The following is a 19,275-nucleotide window of genomic DNA, read 5'->3' as shown; positions in this document are numbered from 1 at the left end:
CAATCTGTCACTCCTTCCGGACTCCGGACAAGCGTATTTCTTTTTTTACAGGAAATAGAGCTATGTCTGAACCATTATCACGGCGTGAAAAACGCGAACAAGCAAAAAACTTCATCAATTCCCTGAGCAGTGAGTTTTTCCCGGCCTCGGAACGCCGGTGGATCACCGGGTCCCGGCCGGATATCCGGGTGCCTGTGCGTGCCATCCTGCTCAGCCCGACACAGATCGGGGGAACACCGGACAACCCGGTCATGGAAGAAAATGAGCCCATCCCTGTCTATGACACTTCCGGCCCTTTCGGCGATAACACCACGGTTCCGGATATCCATCAGGGTATCCGTAAGCTCCGCCAGCTCTGGATTGATGAACGACAGGACTCTGAGCCCCTCCCTTCCACCAGCTCCTCCTATACCCGGCAACGACTGGCGGATGAAAGCCTGGACTCATTACGTTTTCAGCATCTTCCGAAACCCCGTAAGGCGAAAAAAGGCCGTTGTGTGACGCAACTGCATTATGCGCGTCAGGGGATTATCACCCCGGAAATGGAATTTATCGCATTGCGGGAAAATATGGGAAGGGAACAGATCACCCGCCCGGAACTCCTTCAGCAGCACCCCGGCAAGCATTTTTTTGACCCTCTTCCGGCATCCATTACTCCTGAATTTGTCCGCCAGGAAGTGGCCGCCGGGCGGGCGATTATTCCCGCGAATATTAATCATCCGGAATCTGAACCGATGATTATCGGCCGGAATTTTCTGGTAAAAATTAATGCCAATATTGGTAATTCTGCCGTGACATCCTCTATCGAGGAAGAAGTCGAAAAACTGGTCTGGGCGACCCGCTGGGGCGCAGATACCCTGATGGACCTCTCTACCGGGCGAAATATTCACGAAACACGTGAATGGATCCTGCGGAACAGCCCGATCCCTGTCGGCACGGTCCCCATTTATCAGGCACTCGAAAAAGTGAATGGTGTCGCGGAAGATTTAAACTGGTCCGTGTTCCGCGACACATTACTGGAACAGGCCGAACAGGGCGTTGATTATTTCACTATCCACGCCGGCGTATTGCTTCGCTATGTGCCGATGACCGCCAAACGGCTGACGGGGATTGTTTCCCGCGGCGGCTCCATTATGGCGAAGTGGTGTCTCTCACATCATCAGGAGAACTTCCTGTACCGGCATTTTCGTGAGATTTGTGAGATTTGTGCCAGCTACGATATTGCACTGTCACTGGGTGACGGGCTGCGCCCCGGGTCTATTCAGGATGCGAATGATGAAGCACAATTTGCGGAACTGCATACGCTGGGGGAACTGACAAAAGTTGCCCACGAATACGATGTTCAGGTGATGATTGAAGGCCCGGGACACGTGCCGATGCATATGATCCAACGCAATATGACCGAACAGCTGGAACATTGCCACGAAGCCCCGTTTTATACCCTGGGACCACTGACCACCGATATCGCCCCGGGCTATGATCACTTCACCTCCGGGATCGGCGCCGCCATGATAGGCTGGTTCGGCTGTGCCATGCTGTGTTACGTCACCCCGAAAGAACATCTCGGTCTGCCGGATAAAGAAGATGTTAAACAAGGGCTGATTGCCTACAAAATTGCCGCCCACGCCGCGGACCTGGCAAAAGGACATCCCGGCGCACAAATTCGTGATAACGCGATGTCTAAAGCACGGTTTGAGTTTCGCTGGGAAGACCAGTTCCACCTGGCGCTGGATCCCGAAACCGCCCGCAGTTATCACGATCAGACGCTGCCGCAGGAATCCGGAAAAGTCGCCCATTTCTGTTCGATGTGCGGACCAAAGTTCTGTTCCATGAAGATAAGCCAGGAAGTCCGTGACTTTGCCAGTAAAAACCCGGCCACGGAGGTCGTGATCGATGAGGGTATGCTGGAGATGTCCCGGCGCTTCCGGGAAAAAGGCAGCGAGATTTATACCCCGGTCCTCCCTGCCCGGAGAGGAGCCAAGGCATGACTCAGCGATTTCCTCCCGTCCCCCGGTATTGTGGTTTGTATGCCATCGTCGATAGTAGAGAGTGGATAGAAAACCTGCTGAATGCCGGGGTGATGACCCTGCAGCTAAGAATGAAACAAGGCAGTGCTGCAGAGAAAGAACAGGCCATCATCGACAGTATCCGTCTTGCCCGCGAGTTCGGGGCCCGGTTATTTATTAATGATGAATGGCAACTGGCCATAAAACACAGGGCTTATGGCGTTCATCTCGGTCAGGAAGATCTGCAGACCGCCGGTTTATCTGCCATCCATCAGGCAGGGCTTCGTCTGGGCGTCTCTACCCATAATACGGCCGAAATTGACAGGGTATTACCGCTTCACCCTTCCTATATCGCGCTGGGGCATATTTTCCCCACCACCACGAAAGAAATGCCCACCTCCCCTCAGGGCCTGACCAACCTGCGTCGCCATGTCCTCAGGCTTTCCGGGATCCCTACCGTGGCGATTGGCGGGATTTCGCTGGACAGAGCCGGTGAGGTGCTGGCAACCGGCGTCGGCAGTATCGCCGTGGTCAGCGCTATTACCCGGGCTGCAGACTGGCGGGAGGCGGTACGGCAGTTACAACAGAAAGTCAGTGATGCCCGGGAGGTAACCGCAGATGCTGGATGATAAAAGTTTTATGCGCTACAGCCGGCAACTGTTACTGGAAGAGATCGGGCCGGAAGGTCAGCAGAAGCTGAGTGACGCCCGTATTCTTATTGTCGGGCTGGGGGGGCTGGGCTCACCCGCCGCGTTATATCTCGCGGCGGCGGGGGCCGGTACACTGCTGCTGGCTGATGATGATGATCTGCATATCAGCAATCTGCAACGGCAGATCCTCTACCGCTCATCAGATACCGGTAGCAATAAAGCAGAACTGGCCGCGGCGGCACTTCGCGCCTTAAACCCATCCATCACACTCCATGCAATCACTACCCGCATTCCTCTTTCTGCCGGGGAGGAACTGCCTGTCCGGCCGACACTGGTGCTTGATTGTTCGGATAACCTGTCGACCCGCCACTGGCTCAATGCCTGGTGCTTCAGCCGCAACCTTCCACTGATCACCGCCAGTGCGGTCGGTTTTCACGGACAATTACTGGTGCTGACACCCCCCTGGCAGCACGGATGTTACCAGTGTCTGTGGCCCGACTCCCGTGAACCCGAACGTAACTGCCGCAATAGCGGTATCGCAGGACCGGTTACCGGGGTGATGGGCAGCTTACAAGCCCTGGAGGCCATAAAGTGGATCTGCTCAGGACGGAATTCCCTGGCAGGTCAGCTGATACTGTTTGATGGCCTGGTATTGCAGTGGCGTAAGCTGCAGCTCACCCCGGAGAGAAACTGCCCGATTTGTGGAGCCCGTCATGGAAATTAAAGTGAACGATAACGTCATTTCTGTGGAACCTTCCTGCCCGGTGAGCCGGTTACTGAACACTCTATCGGTGACGGTACAGGGAACCGCCCTCGCCGTGAATGAGCGCATCATTCCGGCCAGTGAATGGTCTGACTACCGCTTGCAGGAAAATGATGATGTCGTGATATTTCAGGTCATCGCAGGAGGTTAATTATGTTGAAAATAGCGGATAAAACATTCAGTTCCCGGCTGCTGACCGGGACCGGTAAGTTTGCTTCACCGGAACTAATGCTGGCCGCGCTTCGCGCCTCCGGCTCACAGCTGGCGACCCTGGCGATGAAACGGATCGATTTCGGTGACCACAGCGATGCCATCCTTGAACCCCTGCGGCGTTCGGGCGTGATGTTGCTGCCGAATACCTCCGGCGCCAAAACGGCCGGTGAAGCGGTGTTCGCCGCCCGGCTGGCCAGGGAAGCCCTGGGGACACACTGGGTCAAACTTGAAATCCATCCGGACAGCCGTTACCTGTTACCTGATCCGATAGAAACACTGAAAGCGGCTGAGCAGCTGGTCCGTGAAGGGTTTACTGTTTTACCTTATTGTGGTGCGGACCCTGTGTTATGTAAACGACTCGCAGAGGCAGGCTGTGCAGCGGTCATGCCGCTCGGCGCACCTATCGGCAGTAACCGGGGCCTGCTGAGCCGCGATTTTTTGCACATCATTATCGAGCAGGCCACCGTTCCGGTCATTATCGATGCCGGTATCGGCGTGCCTTCAGATGCCTGTGAAGCGATGGAATATGGTGCCGATGCCGTGCTGGTGAATACCGCCATTGCGACGGCCAGCGATCCGGTTTCTGCGGCGCGGGCTTTCGCTCTGGCCATTGAGGCAGGTTATCTGTCCGGGGGACAGGCCGCCACCAGCACACAGGCGAAGGCCAGTAGCCCGTTGACCGCATTCCTGGATACAGACAACACGGAGGCAGCGGCCCATGTCTGATTTCGCCGACTACTGGCAAACGCTGGACCAGAACGCATTACGTTTGCAGATTGACAGTCAGCGCCCGGCGGATGTTGAACGGGCATTAACCTGTCATCAGCCCGGGATCACCGGACTGATGGCCTTGCTTTCACCCGCGGCTGAACAGTATCTGGAGCCGCTGGCAGAAAAAGCTCTGCAGTTAACCCGCCAGCGTTTTGGTAATACCGTGAATTTTTTTGCGCCGCTGTATTTGTCTAACCTGTGTGCCAATGATTGTACTTACTGCGGTTTTTCAATGAGTAACCGTATCCGCCGTAAGACGCTGGATAGCCGTGAGATTGGCCTGGAGTGTGATGCGTTACGGCAGCTGGGCTTTAACCAGGTGCTGCTGGTGACAGGGGAACATCAGACTAAAGTCGGGATGGACTATTTCCGGCAGCATCTCCCGGATATCCGCCGGCGATTCAGTTCACTGATGATGGAGGTTCAGCCTTTACAGGAGCAGGAGTACCGCGAGTTACGGCAGTTGGGGCTGGACGGCGTGCTGGTCTATCAGGAAACCTATCATGCGTCCTGCTATGCAACACATCATCTGCGGGGCAATAAACAGGATTTTCTGTTTCGCCTTCAGACACCGGAACGACTGGGCCGCGCCGGTATTGATAAAATAGGGCTTGGCGTACTGGCCGGCCTTTCAGGACACTGGCGTACCGATTGTCTGATGATGGGAGAACACCTTAACTGGCTGCAAAAAAATTACTGGCGATCGCGGTTCTCGGTGGCATTTCCACGGTTACGTCCCTGTGCAGGAGGGATCTCCCCGGCATCGCAGATGAGCGAACGTCAGTTACTTCAGACGATGTGCGCTTTCCGCCTGTTTTCACCACAAACGGATATTTCCCTCTCTACCCGGGAATCCCCTGTCTTCCGTGACCATGCCATACCGATCACGGTGACTACCGCCAGTGCCTTTTCGAAGACCACTCCCGGCGGGTATGCCAGTGACACCGATGCGCTGGAACAGTTCTCTCCGGATGATCACCGACGTCCTGAGGTCGTGGCCGCTGCTCTGCAGCGGGCCGGGCTTCAGGCGGTATGGAAAGACTGGGAGTATGGATTCGGCAGAGAGAGTGCCTGAACACGGCGGGCGCCATGGCGCCCGTATTCTTCACACTATTCTTTAAATCCCGGCGTCAGCCAGACAGAAGGCCAGTGTCCCGGTTCTCCTCCGTCACAGGTCGGCTGATTATGATAGCTCATCAGTTGGAACACATGGCCATCATACCGCCAGGTACCACTTTCACCGCAATCTGACACGCCATGGCCGCGTGCAATATACGTCAGTAAGGCCGTTTTAGGATCATAGCTGACATCCGTAAACCAGGTGATCGTCTGAGGATCGCCTTGATCGTCTTTTAGTGGCAGCGTCAGTTCCACTTCTTTGGCTTGATCCGGGTGTGCCCGCGGAACGATAAAAACGATCCCTGAAGACTGATACGCCCCCGTGACGCAGTTGATCATGACCAGCACATGTTTTTTATCCAGAGGCTTCACCTGACTACGGGTGATATCGTCGGCATCCGGAGAGCATTCTTCATCATCCAGCACGTCCTGCTGAGTCTGGAGAACTTCATTGATCAGTGCATTACCGTCACCGACCGGAAAAATAGCCGGAATTTTTGTCGCAGGGATCTCAAAAGCATAACGCAAAGGGACCTGTGCAGGGATCCCGTTACCGGTACGTATAAAAGCGGTACGATTATTCAGCCGTCCCTGAATTTCATCGGCAAAATGTAAAGAGGTATTCAATCCTTTCAGCGAACCGGTATCGTCATCTTCATCAGGTGTCAGCGCGATGCGTCCGGCATTTCCCGCGGCCTCAGCAAACGCCTGTACGGCCTGTAAGGATGTCGTGTGATAGCCGGCATAATCATGTTTATTGTCCGCATAAACCGGTGTCAGAGAATTATTCCAGAGCTTACCATCCAGCCAGATCCCTGACGGCTTATCAATATCAAAACCCATCAGGTCCAGGGATACTGCTCCCCGGGGACCCGCTTCATGCCGGATCACTACCCGCATATTTTCATCGACATTGCGGATATCACAATCATTGAGGTTATTACATGTGACCTGCCAGTCCTGGAACATCCGTTGTACCGGCTCTGACGCACGAACCCCGGAGGTCACCACCAGCATTGAGAATAAGATGGCAGGCAGACAACATCTTTTCATGTACTGTTCCTTTTCCGATCTCTCCCGATATAAAAAAACCCTGCCGAAGCAGGGTTTATTACACGATTAAAGTACTGCCTTACTCGTCGTTACCACCGAGGCCGGCATTCAGCAGTTCAGCCAGGCTTGCAGAAGCTTCATCTGCAGTCACCTGAGGAACTACCGGAGCCTCACCCGCGTGACGGCGACGCATACGATCCTGATGGTATGCATAACCGGTACCGGCAGGAATCAGACGACCCACGATAACGTTCTCTTTCAGACCGCGCAGTTCGTCACGTTTACCGGCAACAGCGGCTTCAGTCAGGACACGGGTAGTCTCCTGGAAGGATGCTGCAGAAATAAACGATTCGGTTGCCAGAGATGCTTTAGTGATACCCAGCAGGTCACGGGCGAAAGTCGCAGGGACTTTACCGTTCGCTTCCAGTTCACGGTTAGCAATCATCACGCGTGATACTTCAGCCTGTTCACCTTCCAGGAACTCAGAGCTTCCGGCAGAAGCAATGGTCGCTTTACGCAGCATCTGACGAACGATAACTTCGATGTGTTTATCGTTAATCTTAACGCCCTGCAGACGGTAAACGTCCTGAACTTCGTTAACGATGTAACGGGTTACCGCATGAACGCCACGCAGACGCAGAATGTCGTGCGGAGATTCAGGACCATCGGAAACCACATCACCACGTTCTACGCGCTCACCTTCGAATACGTTCAGCTGACGCCATTTAGGGATCATCTCTTCGTAAGGTTCGCTACCGTCAACCGGTGTGATCACCAGGCGACGTTTGCCTTTGGTCTCTTTCCCGAAGGAAATAATACCGCTGATTTCTGCCAGAATCGCCGGCTCTTTCGGACGACGGGCTTCGAACAGGTCAGCAACACGTGGCAGACCACCGGTAATATCTTTAGTACCGCCGGATTCCTGAGGAACACGCGCCAGGGTATCACCGGAGCTGATTTTTACACCATCTTCCAGCTGGACAATCGCATTACCTGGCAGGAAGTACTGAGCCGGCATATCGGTACCTGGTAACATAACATCATCACCATTGGCATCGACCACTTTCAGTGCCGGACGCAGATCTTTACCACCGGAGGTACGTTCAGCAGTATCCATCACCACGATAGAAGACAGACCGGTCAGTTCATCCGTCTGACGGGTGATTGTCTGGCCATCGTTCATATCGACAAAGCGTACGTAACCGTTCACTTCGGTGATTACCGGCATGGTGTGCGGATCCCAGTTAGCAACGGTTTCGCCGGCATTCGCCTGCTCGCCATCACCTTTGGCCATCACGGAACCATAAGGCACTTTATAGCTTTCTTTCGTACGACCGAATTCATCGATCATCTTCAGTTCAACGTTACGTGAAGTAATAACCAGCTTGCCTGCTGAGTTTGTTACTGACTTCGCGTTGATAAGCTTGATGGTACCTTTGTTCTTCACCTGAATGCTGGATTCAGCAGCCGCACGGGATGCCGCACCACCGATGTGGAACGTACGCATCGTCAGCTGTGTACCAGGTTCACCGATGGACTGTGCTGCGATAACACCGACAGCTTCACCTTTGTTGATGATATGTCCACGCGCCAGGTCACGACCATAACAGTGAGCACACACACCAAAGTCAGTCGCACAACCAACCACAGAACGTACTTTTACGCTGTCGACAGAGTTCTGTTCCAGAACGTCACACCAGTGCTCATCCAGCAGGGTGTTACGTGCGACCAGAATATCTGCAGAACCTGGTTTCAGTACATCTTCCGCCGTTACACGGCCCAGAACACGTTCACGCAGTGGCTCTTTAACATCACCACCTTCGATGACCGGAGTCATCATGATACCTTCGTGGGTACCACAATCATCTTCGGTAACGACCAGATCCTGTGCAACGTCAACCAGACGACGCGTCAGATAACCGGAGTTCGCTGTTTTCAGTGCGGTATCCGCCAGACCTTTACGAGCACCGTGGGTCGAGATGAAGTACTGAAGTACGTTCAGACCTTCACGGAAGTTCGCGGTGATTGGCGTTTCGATGATGGAGCCATCCGGCTTAGCCATCAGACCACGCATACCTGCCAGCTGACGGATCTGCGCAGCAGAACCACGAGCACCGGAGTCGGCCATCATATAGATGCTGTTAAAGGAAACCTGCTGCTCTTCTTCACCATGACGGTTAATCACAGTTTCAGTTTGCAGGTTTTCCATCATCGCTTTGGAGACACGTTCGTTAGCCGCAGCCCAGATATCGATGACTTTGTTGTAACGTTCACCGGCGGTCACCAGACCTGACTGGAACTGTTCCTGAATTTCAGCAACTTCCGCTTCGGCTTCGGTAATGATCTCGGCTTTTTTGGCCGGGATAACCATATCATCGATACCGACAGAGGCACCTGAACGGGCTGCATAGGCAAAACCGGTATACATGGTCTGGTCAGCAAAGATAACCGTCGGCTTCAGACCCAGGATACGGTAACAGGTATTCAGCATCTTAGAGATTGCTTTCTTGCCCAGTGCCTGGTTGATGATCGAGTACGGCAGACCCTTAGGTACGATCATCCACAGAATGGCACGACCGATAGTCGTATCGACCAGGCTGGTCTGCGGAATAAATTCGCCCTGCTCGTTTTTGCTGTATTCAGTAATACGCACTTTTACACGAGCGTGGAGCTCAGCCAGACCTGCGCGGTACACACGTTCCGCTTCTTTAGGCCCGGTCAGCACCATGGCTTCACCTTTGGCGTTAACTTTGTCACGGGTCATGTAGTACAGACCCAGTACAACGTCCTGAGAAGGAACGATGATTGGCTCACCATTCGCAGGAGACAGGATGTTGTTGGTCGACATCATCAGCGCACGCGCTTCCAGCTGAGCTTCCAGAGTCAACGGTACGTGTACCGCCATCTGGTCACCATCGAAGTCGGCGTTATAGGCAGCACAGACTAACGGGTGCAGCTGAATCGCTTTACCTTCGATCAATACCGGTTCGAACGCCTGAATACCTAAACGGTGCAGTGTTGGTGCACGGTTCAGCAGGACCGGGTGTTCGCGGATAACTTCATCCAGGATATCCCAGACGACAGCTTCTTCACGCTCAACCATTTTCTTAGCGGCTTTGATCGTCGTCGCCAGGCCACGCAGTTCCAGCTTGCCATAGATAAATGGTTTGAACAGCTCCAGTGCCATTTTCTTCGGCAGACCACACTGATGCAGGTGCAGGTAAGGACCTACGGTAATAACGGAACGACCAGAGTAGTCGACACGTTTACCCAGCAGGTTCTGACGGAAACGACCCTGCTTACCTTTGATCATGTCGGCCAGAGACTTCAGAGGACGCTTGTTAGAACCGGTGATCGCACGACCGCGACGACCGTTATCCAGCAGAGCATCGACCGCTTCCTGCAGCATACGTTTTTCGTTACGTACGATGATATCAGGTGCAGCCAGATCCAGAAGACGCTTCAGACGGTTGTTACGGTTGATCACACGGCGATACAGATCATTCAGATCTGACGTCGCAAAGCGTCCACCGTCCAGTGGTACCAGAGGACGCAGGTCCGGTGGCAATACTGGCAGTACTGTCAGGATCATCCATTCTGGTTTGTTACCAGACTGAACGAAAGCTTCCAGCAGCTTAATACGCTTGGTCAGCTTCTTACGCTTGGTTTCGGAATTGGTTTCGTTCAGCTCTTCACGCAGCTGCTCGCATTCCTGTTCCAGATCCATGCCTTTCAGCAGGGCCTGAACGGCTTCCGCACCCATTTTCGCGTCGAATTCATCACCAAACTCTTCTAACGCATCCAGATACTGCTCTTCAGTCAGGATCTGACGCTTTTCGAGGTTGGTCATGCCGCCTTCAATAACGACATAAGATTCGAAATAAAGCACACGTTCGATATCACGCAGTGGCATGTCTAATAACAGACCAATACGGGACGGCAGTGATTTCAGGAACCAGATGTGTGCTGTAGGAGATGCCAGCTCGATGTGACCCATACGTTCACGACGAACTTTAGTCTGGGTAACTTCTACGCCACACTTCTCACAGATAACACCACGGTGCTTCAGGCGCTTGTACTTACCGCACAGGCACTCATAGTCTTTTACCGGACCAAAAATACGCGCACAGAACAGACCATCACGTTCCGGCTTAAAGGTACGGTAGTTAATGGTTTCTGGCTTCTTAACTTCACCGAAAGACCAGGAACGGATCATGTCTGGCGAGGCCAGAGCAATCTTGATCGCATCAAACTCTTCGGTTTTAGTTTGCGCTTTTAGAAACTTAAGTAAGTCTTTCACGGATTTGCTCCCGTCGGAGTGAGACTTCTAAGGGCATCCGGACATTCCGGACACCCTGTAACCAGTACTAATACGAGTGCTTACTCGTCTTCCAGCTCGATGTTGATACCCAGCGAGCGGATCTCTTTCAACAGTACGTTGAAGGATTCCGGCATGCCTGGTTCCATCTGATGGTTTCCGTCGACGATGTTTTTATACATCTTCGTACGGCCGTTCACGTCATCAGATTTCACCGTCAGCATTTCCTGCAGGGTGTATGCCGCACCGTATGCTTCCAGTGCCCATACTTCCATCTCCCCGAAACGCTGACCACCGAACTGAGCTTTACCACCCAGCGGCTGCTGAGTCACAAGGCTGTAAGAACCGGTAGAACGCGCATGCATTTTGTCATCCACCAGGTGGTTCAGTTTCAGCATGTACATGTAACCTACGGTTACCTGACGCTCAAACTGCTCACCGGTACGACCGTCAAACAAGGTAATCTGGCCGGAGGTTGGAATACCGCCTAAGGTCAGCAGTTCCTTGATTTCACTTTCTTTAGCACCATCGAAGACCGGGGTCGCAATTGGCATCCCTTTCTTCAGGTTCTCTGCCAGACGCAATACCTGGTCATCAGAGAAAGTGTTCAGGTCAACTTTCTGGCGAACATCAGTGCCTAAGTCGTAAGCGCGCTGAATGAACTCACGCAGTCGGGCAACATCCTGTTGCTGCTTCAGCATGGCATTGATCTTATCGCCGATACCTTTTGCAGCCATACCCAGGTGGGTTTCCAGAATCTGACCGATGTTCATACGTGATGGTACGCCCAGTGGGTTCAGTACGATGTCAACAGGAGTCCCGTTTTCATCGTAAGGCATATCTTCGATCGGGTTGATCTTAGAGATAACACCTTTGTTCCCGTGACGACCAGCCATTTTATCACCAGGCTGGATCTGACGTTTAACGGCCAGATAAACCTTAACGATTTTCAGCACACCTGGTGCCAGATCATCGCCCTGGGTGATTTTGCGGCGCTTAGCTTCAAGCTTCTTCTCAAACTCGCGCTTCAGTTCGTCATACTGTTCAGCCAGCTGCTCTAACTGATTCTGTTTTTCTTCATCAGTCAGACCCAGTTCCAGCCAACGCTCACGTGGCAGTTTGTCCAGCTTCTCAGCTTCAACACCACCGGTCGTCAGAACGGTATAGATACGGGTAAACAGGCCGGCTTCAAGGATCTGCAGTTCTTCAGTCAGGTCTTTCTTCGCCTGCTTCAGCTGCATCTCTTCGATTTCGAGCGCACGTTTATCTTTTTCAACACCATCGCGGGTGAAGACCTGAACATCAATGACCGTACCGGAAACACCGTTTGGTACGCGCAGAGAAGAGTCTTTAACGTCAGACGCTTTCTCACCGAAGATAGCACGCAGCAGTTTTTCTTCCGGCGTCAGCTGGGTCTCGCCTTTAGGCGTGACTTTACCGACCAGGATATCGCCACCGGTCACTTCAGCACCGATATAAACGATACCGGATTCATCCAGTTTAGAGAGTGCAGCTTCACCCACGTTCGGGATATCAGCAGTGATCTCTTCCGGCCCCAGTTTGGTGTCACGGGACACACAAGCCAGTTCCTGAATGTGGATAGTAGTGAAACGGTCTTCCTGGACAACACGCTCGGAAACGAGGATGGAGTCTTCGAAGTTATAACCATTCCATGGCATGAATGCCACGCGCATGTTCTGACCCAGAGCCAGTTCACCTAAATCGGTAGACGGGCCATCTGCCAGGACATCACCACGTTCGATCGGCTCACCCAGATTGACGCAAGGCATCTGGTTGATACACGTGTTCTGGTTAGAACGGGTGTATTTGGTCAGGTTATAGATATCGATCCCGGCTTCACCGGCATACATCTCGTCTTCGTTAACTTTAATAACGATACGGGAGGCATCGACGTACTGAACCGTACCGCCGCGCTTAGCCACTGCAGTTACACCGGAGTCGACTGCGACCGCGCGTTCCATACCGGTACCTACTAACGGCTTATCAGCACGCAGAGTAGGAACCGCCTGACGTTGCATGTTTGCACCCATCAATGCACGGTTAGCATCATCGTGTTCCAGGAATGGGATCAGTGACGCACCGACAGAAACAACCTGCTGGGTCGAAACGTCCATGTAGTCAACCTGGTCACGGCTGAACAGGCTCGATTCACCCTTGTTACGACAGGTCACCAGGTCATCCACGAAACGACCATCGTCGTCGAGGTTGGTGTTCGCCTGAGCGATAACGAAGTTGCCTTCTTCAATCGCAGACAGGTAATGAATTTCGTCAGTTACCTGGCTGTCAACCACACGACGGTATGGCGTTTCGAGGAAGCCATATTCGTTGGTCTGTGCATACACAGACAGTGAGTTGATAAGACCGATGTTCGGACCTTCAGGCGTTTCGATAGGACAAACACGACCGTAGTGAGTCGGGTGTACGTCTCGAACTTCAAAGCCTGCGCGTTCACGGGTCAGACCGCCCGGGCCCAGTGCAGAAATACGACGTTTGTGCGTAATTTCAGACAGTGGGTTGTTCTGGTCCATAAACTGAGACAGCTGGCTGGAACCAAAGAACTCTTTAACGGCTGCAGAAATCGGCTTCGCGTTGATCATGTCCTGAGGCATCAGGGTATCAAGATCACCCAGAGACAGACGCTCTTTCACCGCACGCTCAACACGTACCAGACCGACACGGAACTGGTTCTCAGCCATCTCACCGACAGAACGGATACGACGGTTACCCAGGTGGTCGATGTCATCCACTTCACCGATACCGTTACGGATATCGATCAGTTTTTTCATTACCTGGATGATATCGTCGTGGCTCAGGATACCTGCACCTTCGATTTCATCACGCAGCAATGAACGGTTGAACTTCATACGACCAACTGCGGACAGATCATAACGATCTTCCGAGAAGAACAGGTTCTCAAACAGGTTCTCTGCCGCTTCACGCGTTGGTGGCTCACCAGGACGCATCATGCGGTAGATTTCAACCAGCGCACTCAGGCGATCGTTGGTCGGATCCACACGCAGGGTTTCAGAGATATAAGGACCGTGATCCAGATCGTTTGTGAACAGCGTTTCGATGCGCTTATGACCTGCCTGGCTCAGTTTGGCCAGCAGATCCATGGACAGTTCCATGTTCGCAGCAACGATAAGCTCACCGGTGCTCTCGTCAATATAATCACGCGCAACGACTTTACCGGCAATATATTCAACCGGGACTTCGATGTGCTGGACATTATCTTTTTCCAGCTGGCGGATATGACGGGCAGTGATACGGCGACCTTTTTCGACATAAACTGTACCGTTTGACTCGATGTCAAAAGAGGCAGTTTCGCCGCGCAGACGCTCAGGAACCAGCGCCATCTGCAGTTTGTTGTCACGAATTTCATAAACCACTTTATCAAAGAACAGGTCGATGATTTGCTCAGTGGTGTAATTCAGTGCACGCAGAATAATGGTCGCTGGCAGTTTACGACGACGGTCAATACGGACAAACAGGTTGTCTTTAGGATCGAACTCGAAGTCCAGCCATGAACCACGGTAAGGGATGATACGTGCGTTATACAGTACCTTACCGGAAGAATGCGTTTTACCTTTATCGCTGTCAAAGAATACGCCCGGGCTACGGTGTAACTGAGAAACGATAACACGCTCAGTACCATTGATGACAAAGGTACCGTTATCGGTCATGAGTGGAATTTCACCCATGTACACTTCTTGTTCTTTAATGTCTTTGACGGTCCCTTCCGGCGCTTCGCGCTCGTAGATGACCAGGCGTAATTTTACGCGCAGGGGTGCAGAGAATGTCACACCACGGATCTGACACTCTTTAACATCAAAGACAGGCTCACCCAGACGGTAGCTGACATATTGCAGCTCAGAGTTACCACTGTAGCTCTGGATAGGGAAAACGGAACGGAATGCTGCTTCCAGACCGTATTGGCCTTCCGGGTCTTGCTCGATAAACTTCTGGAACGAGTCAAGCTGGATAGATAGGAGATAAGGCACATCCAGTACTTGCGGACGTTTACCAAAATCCTTACGAATACGTTTTTTCTCGGTATAGGAGTAAACCATTAGGGTTCCTCAGCTCGCTGACAAGTCGAACCACGCTGTCCGTCCTGCAGGACAGTTCATGCAACATTATTTCGTTTTCACCGTTGAGCCTGGCTCAGGTGCAATACATCTTTTTCTATCACTCTTAAATCATTTCATTGCTCTTGTAAGGCAGGGAACCCCACGGGAAAGCAGTATATTAAGGCGTCGAGAGAAAAAGACATTGGAAGAATCAAGGTGGACAAACAATGCGAAACCCCACAGAGACTCTTTTTAGCGCAAAAAGGCTGGTGACTATTATAGTCACCAGCCAGCAGTCTGCAAACTACTCAGACTGTAACCCGAAGGTTATCTTATTTGATTTCAACTTCAGCGCCAGCTTCTTTCAGAGCAGCTTCCAGAGCAGCTGCGTCGTCTTTGCTGATCGCTTCTTTGATTGCAGCCGGTGCAGATTCAACCAGGTCTTTAGCTTCTTTCAGGCCCAGACCAGTTGCGCCACGTACTGCTTTGATGACTGCGACTTTGTTACCGCCAGCAGACTTCAGGATTACGTCGAATTCAGTCTGCTCTTCAGCAGCTTCAGCAGGGCCAGCAGCTACAGCGACAGCAGCAGCAGCAGAAACGCCGAATTTTTCTTCCATTGCAGAAACCAGCTCAACTACTTCCATTACGGACATAGCTGCAACAGCTTCCAGGATTTGGTCTTTAGTGATAGACATAACAATTGTTCCTAAGAATCAGAATAAGTTTATACGTAAGCAAAAACGATGTTATCAGAGAGCTTATGCAGCTTCTTTCGCATCGCGTACAGCAGCCAGAGTACGGACCAGTTTGCCGGCAGCGGCTTCTTTCATGGTCGACATCAGACGTGCCAGTGCTTCTTCGTAAGTCGGCAGCGTTGCCAGACGGTCAATTTGAGCGGCTGGGATCAGCTCACCTTCAAAGGCTGCAGCTTTAACCTCGAATTTTGCATTCGCTTTCGCGAAGTCTTTGAACAGACGAGCAGCAGCGCCCGGGTGTTCCATAGAGTATGCAATCAAGGTTGGACCAACAAACGTGTCTTTCAGGCACTCGAAAGGAGTACCTTCAACGATGCGACGCAGCAGGGTGTTACGAACAACACGCATGTATACGCCAGCTTCACGACCTGCTTTACGCAGTTCAGTCATTTTATCTACGGTGACGCCACGGGAATCCGCAACAACCGCAGACAGCGCGCCTTTGGCTACTTCGCTGACTTCAGCAACAATTGCTTGTTTGTCTTGAAGATTTAATGCCATTAGCTTTTGCTCCTGGATGTTTTAGTCCGAAGGGTTACCCCTCCGGAACTCACTTCATCTATCCGCCGAAGTGGACAGACGCTAAACACGGTGAGTAGAATCCAGAAAAAGAAACAGGTTCTTCAGGCTCTCTCACCGTCTACGCAGGGAATTAAGTCTGACAGAAGCCCGGGGCAAGCCCTGAGTTCGCTGCTACAAACACCTGCGGTCTTGGACGGAGGCCTGGATAAGGCCAGGCTCCAACCGAAAATTCTTGCTCTGTCACTGCCTTTCGGGAGTACAGAGTCGCTTCCCTGAAGGAAGAACGGGCGAAAATTCTAGGTGAAAATTTCGCCCGCGTCAAGCAATGACTTAGGCAGTCTGAGTACTCAGGCCAGCCTGGTCGATTGCAACACCTGCACCCATGGTGGTAGACAGGCTGACTTTCTTGATGTACACGCCTTTCGCTGAAGTTGGTTTTGCTTTTTTCAGCGCAACCAGCAGAGCTTCCAGGTTTTCTTTCAGTTTGTCAGCATCAAAGTCAACTTTACCGATGGTGGTGTGAATGATGCCGTTTTTGTCGTTACGGTAACGAACCTGACCCGCTTTAGCATTTTTAACTGCTTCAGCAACGTTAGGAGTTACAGTACCAACTTTAGGGTTTGGCATCAGGCCACGTGGACCCAGAACCTGGCCTAACTGGCCAACAACGCGCATGGCATCCGGAGATGCGATAACAACGTCAAAGTTCATTTCGCCTTTCTTGATCTGATCAGCCAGATCTTCCATACCAACCAGTTCAGCACCTGCGGCTTTCGCTGCTTCAGCGTTTGCACCCTGAGCGAATACAGCAACGCGGACGCTACGGCCAGTACCGTTAGGCAGTACAGTTGCACCACGTACGTTCTGATCAGATTTACGAGCATCGATGCCGAGGTTTACAGAAACATCAACGCTTTCAACGAATTTAGCAGTAGCCAGTTCTTTCAGCAAAGCAACAGCTTCGGTGATTTCGTACTGCTTGGTGACATCTACTTTGTCACGGATTGTGCGCATGCGCTTGGTAAGCTTAGCCATCTATTAATCCTCTACTACCAGGCCCATGGAGATCGCAGTACCTTCGATAGAGCGAGTCATCGCGTCTAAGTCTGCACCAGTCATGTCCGCTGCTTTAGTGGTTGCAATTTCCTGCAACTGAGCACGCGTCACTTTACCAACTTTGTCTTTGTTCGGTTTACCTGAACCAGACTTAATTCCTGCCGCTTTTTTCAGCAGAACTGCTGCCGGAGGAGTTTTGGTAACGAACGTGAAAGAACGGTCGCTGTATACGGTAATAACAACCGGAGTTGGCAGACCTTTTTCCAGGCTTTCTGTTTTTGCGTTAAACGCTTTACAGAATTCCATGATGTTAACACCCTGCTGACCCAGTGCCGGACCAACCGGTGGACTTGGGTTTGCCATGCCAGCTGCAACCTGCAGCTTCACATAGGCTTGTACTTTCTTAGCCATGATATTTCCTCAATTGGGTATAGCGCCTTACGTAAAGGCTTCCCGTAGTAATTATTCACACGCCCGGGGGCATGTAAAAACAAAAGGCGCGAAATTGTAGGCAAATTTCGCGCCTTATGCAAGAGCTTAACTGAATACAGATTAGCCTTTTTCTACCTGACCGAAGTCCAGTTCGACCGGTGTTGCACGACCGAAGATAGAAACAGAGACTTTCAGGCGGCTTTTTTCATAGTCGACTTCTTCAACGACACCATTGAAGTCAGCAAACGGACCGTCGTTAACACGAACCATTTCACCTGGCTCAAACATGGTCTTAGGCCGTGGCTTGTCACCTGCCTGTTGAAGGCGATTCATAATCGCATCGACTTCTTTATCGCTGATAGGTGCAGGACGATCAGAGGTTCCACCGATAAAGCCCATAACGCGCGGAACGCTGCGAACGAGGTGCCAGCTGGCATCTTCCATCACCATCTGCACCAGGACATAGCCCGGGAAGAATTTACGCTCACTTTTGCGGCGCTGACCACCACGGATCTCAACGACCTCTTCTGTTGGCACCATAACTTCGCCAAACAGGTCTTCCATATTGTGCAGTTTGATATGCTCGCGCAGCGATACAGCGACACGGCTTTCAAAACCTGAAAACGCCTGCACGACGTACCAGCGTTTTTTTGGAGCTTCAGACATCTCAGAACCTCAGTCCAGTGATAAACGATACCAGACGGACCAGAATACCATCCAGCCCCCACAAAATCAGTGACATCACGGCAGTAACCGCGGCAACGATTAACGTGGTCTGCAACGTTTCCTGGCGGGTCGGCCAGATGACCTTGCGCACTTCGGTTCTTGCTTCACGTGCAAACGCTACCGCTGCTTTGCCTTTTGTTGTCAAAAGGGCAACTGCGCCGGCAACCGCAATGATAATAACCACAACCAGAGCACGTAAGGGTAAATTAACGTTGCGATAATGATAGTTGCCGTAAATCGCTACTGCAACCAGAACAGCAACGACCAGCCATTTTACTATTTCCAGGCCGCGCCCGCTCCTCTGAGCTTCGGTATTTGCACTCATAAACAAACCTGCCAGAATAATCCAGAAACCATTAAACCCCGCATAGCGAGGTATCCAAACCAGAAATACCTGTAGTACATCCGGTATCCTACGCCAAACCAGAGCCTGTCTCAGCAATGATTTGTACCAAAATCACTGATGAGTCAGGTTCTATGTTTCGGCGTACAAAAAGGGCATCAAATGATGCCCTTTTCATGTGCATGACGTCAAATATTATCGGCGATTAAGCGATAACTTTAGCAACAACACCTGCACCTACAGTACGACCACCTTCACGGATTGCGAAACGCAGACCGTCATCCATCGCGATTGGGTGGATCAGGGTAACAACCATTTTGATGTTGTCACCTGGCATTACCATCTCTACGCCTTCCGGCAGTTCGATGGTTCCGGTCACGTCAGTTGTACGGAAGTAGAACTGTGGACGGTAGCCTTTGAAGAACGGAGTATGACGGCCGCCTTCGTCTTTAGA

At 52.0% G+C, this 19,275-nt stretch carries 16 protein-coding genes; 6 read left to right on the top strand and 10 right to left on the bottom strand.

Translation table 11 applies throughout. The features are described 5' to 3' along the window. Positions 1-62: 62 nt before the first annotated feature. Genes thiC through thiH form a run of 6 tightly spaced genes read left to right on the top strand, consistent with a single transcriptional unit; the run spans position 63 to position 5,478 of the window. The gene (gene thiC / locus ABD035_RS02250; protein ID WP_343867347.1) at positions 63-1,988 is read left to right on the top strand and encodes a phosphomethylpyrimidine synthase ThiC; all 1,926 of its coding nucleotides are present in this window, start codon (positions 63-65) and stop codon (positions 1,986-1,988) included. After that, complete coding sequence (thiE, locus tag ABD035_RS02245; protein WP_343867345.1) at positions 1,985-2,635, top strand: thiamine phosphate synthase; 651 nt, start codon at positions 1,985-1,987, stop codon at positions 2,633-2,635. The genes thiC and thiE overlap by 4 nt, the downstream gene beginning before the upstream one ends. Continuing rightward, entirely contained in the window at positions 2,625-3,380 is a 756-nt protein-coding gene (locus ABD035_RS02240; protein WP_343867343.1) for a HesA/MoeB/ThiF family protein, read from the top strand. The genes thiE and ABD035_RS02240 overlap by 11 nt, the downstream gene beginning before the upstream one ends. Beyond that, positions 3,370-3,570, top strand: a complete 201-nt coding sequence (thiS, locus tag ABD035_RS02235) for a sulfur carrier protein ThiS (protein WP_343867341.1) — start codon at positions 3,370-3,372, stop codon at positions 3,568-3,570. Before ABD035_RS02240 ends, thiS begins: the two co-directional genes overlap by 11 nt. Before the next feature lie 2 nt (positions 3,571-3,572). After that, complete coding sequence (locus ABD035_RS02230; protein WP_212715107.1) at positions 3,573-4,358, top strand: thiazole synthase; 786 nt, start codon at positions 3,573-3,575, stop codon at positions 4,356-4,358. Next, entirely contained in the window at positions 4,351-5,478 is a 1,128-nt protein-coding gene (gene thiH, locus ABD035_RS02225) for a 2-iminoacetate synthase ThiH (RefSeq protein ID WP_343867335.1), read from the top strand. The genes ABD035_RS02230 and thiH overlap by 8 nt, the downstream gene beginning before the upstream one ends. A 35-nt stretch (positions 5,479-5,513) precedes the next feature. Here thiH and ABD035_RS02220 read toward each other — a convergent pair whose 3' ends face one another. The 10 genes from ABD035_RS02220 to ABD035_RS02175 all read right to left on the bottom strand — a co-directional run. Next, entirely contained in the window at positions 5,514-6,575 is a 1,062-nt protein-coding gene (locus ABD035_RS02220; RefSeq protein WP_343867333.1) for a DUF1176 domain-containing protein, read from the bottom strand. Between the two features lie 79 nt (positions 6,576-6,654). Beyond that, positions 6,655-10,875, bottom strand: a complete 4,221-nt coding sequence (gene rpoC, locus ABD035_RS02215; RefSeq protein WP_343867331.1) for a DNA-directed RNA polymerase subunit beta' — start codon at positions 10,873-10,875, stop codon at positions 6,655-6,657. 80 nt (positions 10,876-10,955) lie between these two features. Next, a complete protein-coding gene (gene rpoB / locus ABD035_RS02210) occupies positions 10,956-14,984 on the bottom strand; it encodes a DNA-directed RNA polymerase subunit beta (RefSeq protein ID WP_343867328.1) in 4,029 nt (1,342 codons plus the stop codon). A 332-nt stretch (positions 14,985-15,316) separates the two neighbouring features. Beyond that, the gene (rplL, locus tag ABD035_RS02205) at positions 15,317-15,682 is read right to left on the bottom strand and encodes a 50S ribosomal protein L7/L12 (RefSeq protein ID WP_212715112.1); all 366 of its coding nucleotides are present in this window, start codon (positions 15,680-15,682) and stop codon (positions 15,317-15,319) included. Positions 15,683-15,745: 63 nt separating this feature from the next. Beyond that, positions 15,746-16,243, bottom strand: coding sequence for a 50S ribosomal protein L10 (gene rplJ, locus ABD035_RS02200; protein WP_343867325.1), 498 nt, complete (start codon positions 16,241-16,243; stop codon positions 15,746-15,748). A 351-nt stretch (positions 16,244-16,594) separates the two neighbouring features. After that, on the bottom strand, positions 16,595-17,299 hold the full coding sequence (gene rplA, locus ABD035_RS02195; RefSeq protein ID WP_025902282.1) for a 50S ribosomal protein L1: 705 nt from the start codon (positions 17,297-17,299) through the stop codon (positions 16,595-16,597). A gap of 3 nt (positions 17,300-17,302) precedes the next feature. Continuing rightward, positions 17,303-17,731, bottom strand: coding sequence for a 50S ribosomal protein L11 (rplK, locus tag ABD035_RS02190; RefSeq protein WP_212709403.1), 429 nt, complete (start codon positions 17,729-17,731; stop codon positions 17,303-17,305). Positions 17,732-17,872: 141 nt separating this feature from the next. Then, positions 17,873-18,418, bottom strand: coding sequence for a transcription termination/antitermination protein NusG (gene nusG / locus ABD035_RS02185; RefSeq protein WP_029685803.1), 546 nt, complete (start codon positions 18,416-18,418; stop codon positions 17,873-17,875). A gap of 1 nt (position 18,419) precedes the next feature. Further along, positions 18,420-18,803, bottom strand: a complete 384-nt coding sequence (gene secE / locus ABD035_RS02180; RefSeq protein ID WP_212715113.1) for a preprotein translocase subunit SecE — start codon at positions 18,801-18,803, stop codon at positions 18,420-18,422. Between the two features lie 223 nt (positions 18,804-19,026). Beyond that, the coding region (locus ABD035_RS02175; protein ID WP_486388817.1) for an EF-Tu C-terminal domain-related protein at positions 19,027-19,275 on the bottom strand (249 nt) is incomplete at its 5' end.

Source organism: Tatumella terrea (assembly GCF_039523755.1).
Classification (GTDB): domain Bacteria; phylum Pseudomonadota; class Gammaproteobacteria; order Enterobacterales; family Enterobacteriaceae; genus Tatumella; species Tatumella terrea.
This window is presented reverse-complemented; position numbering and strand designations above follow the sequence as displayed.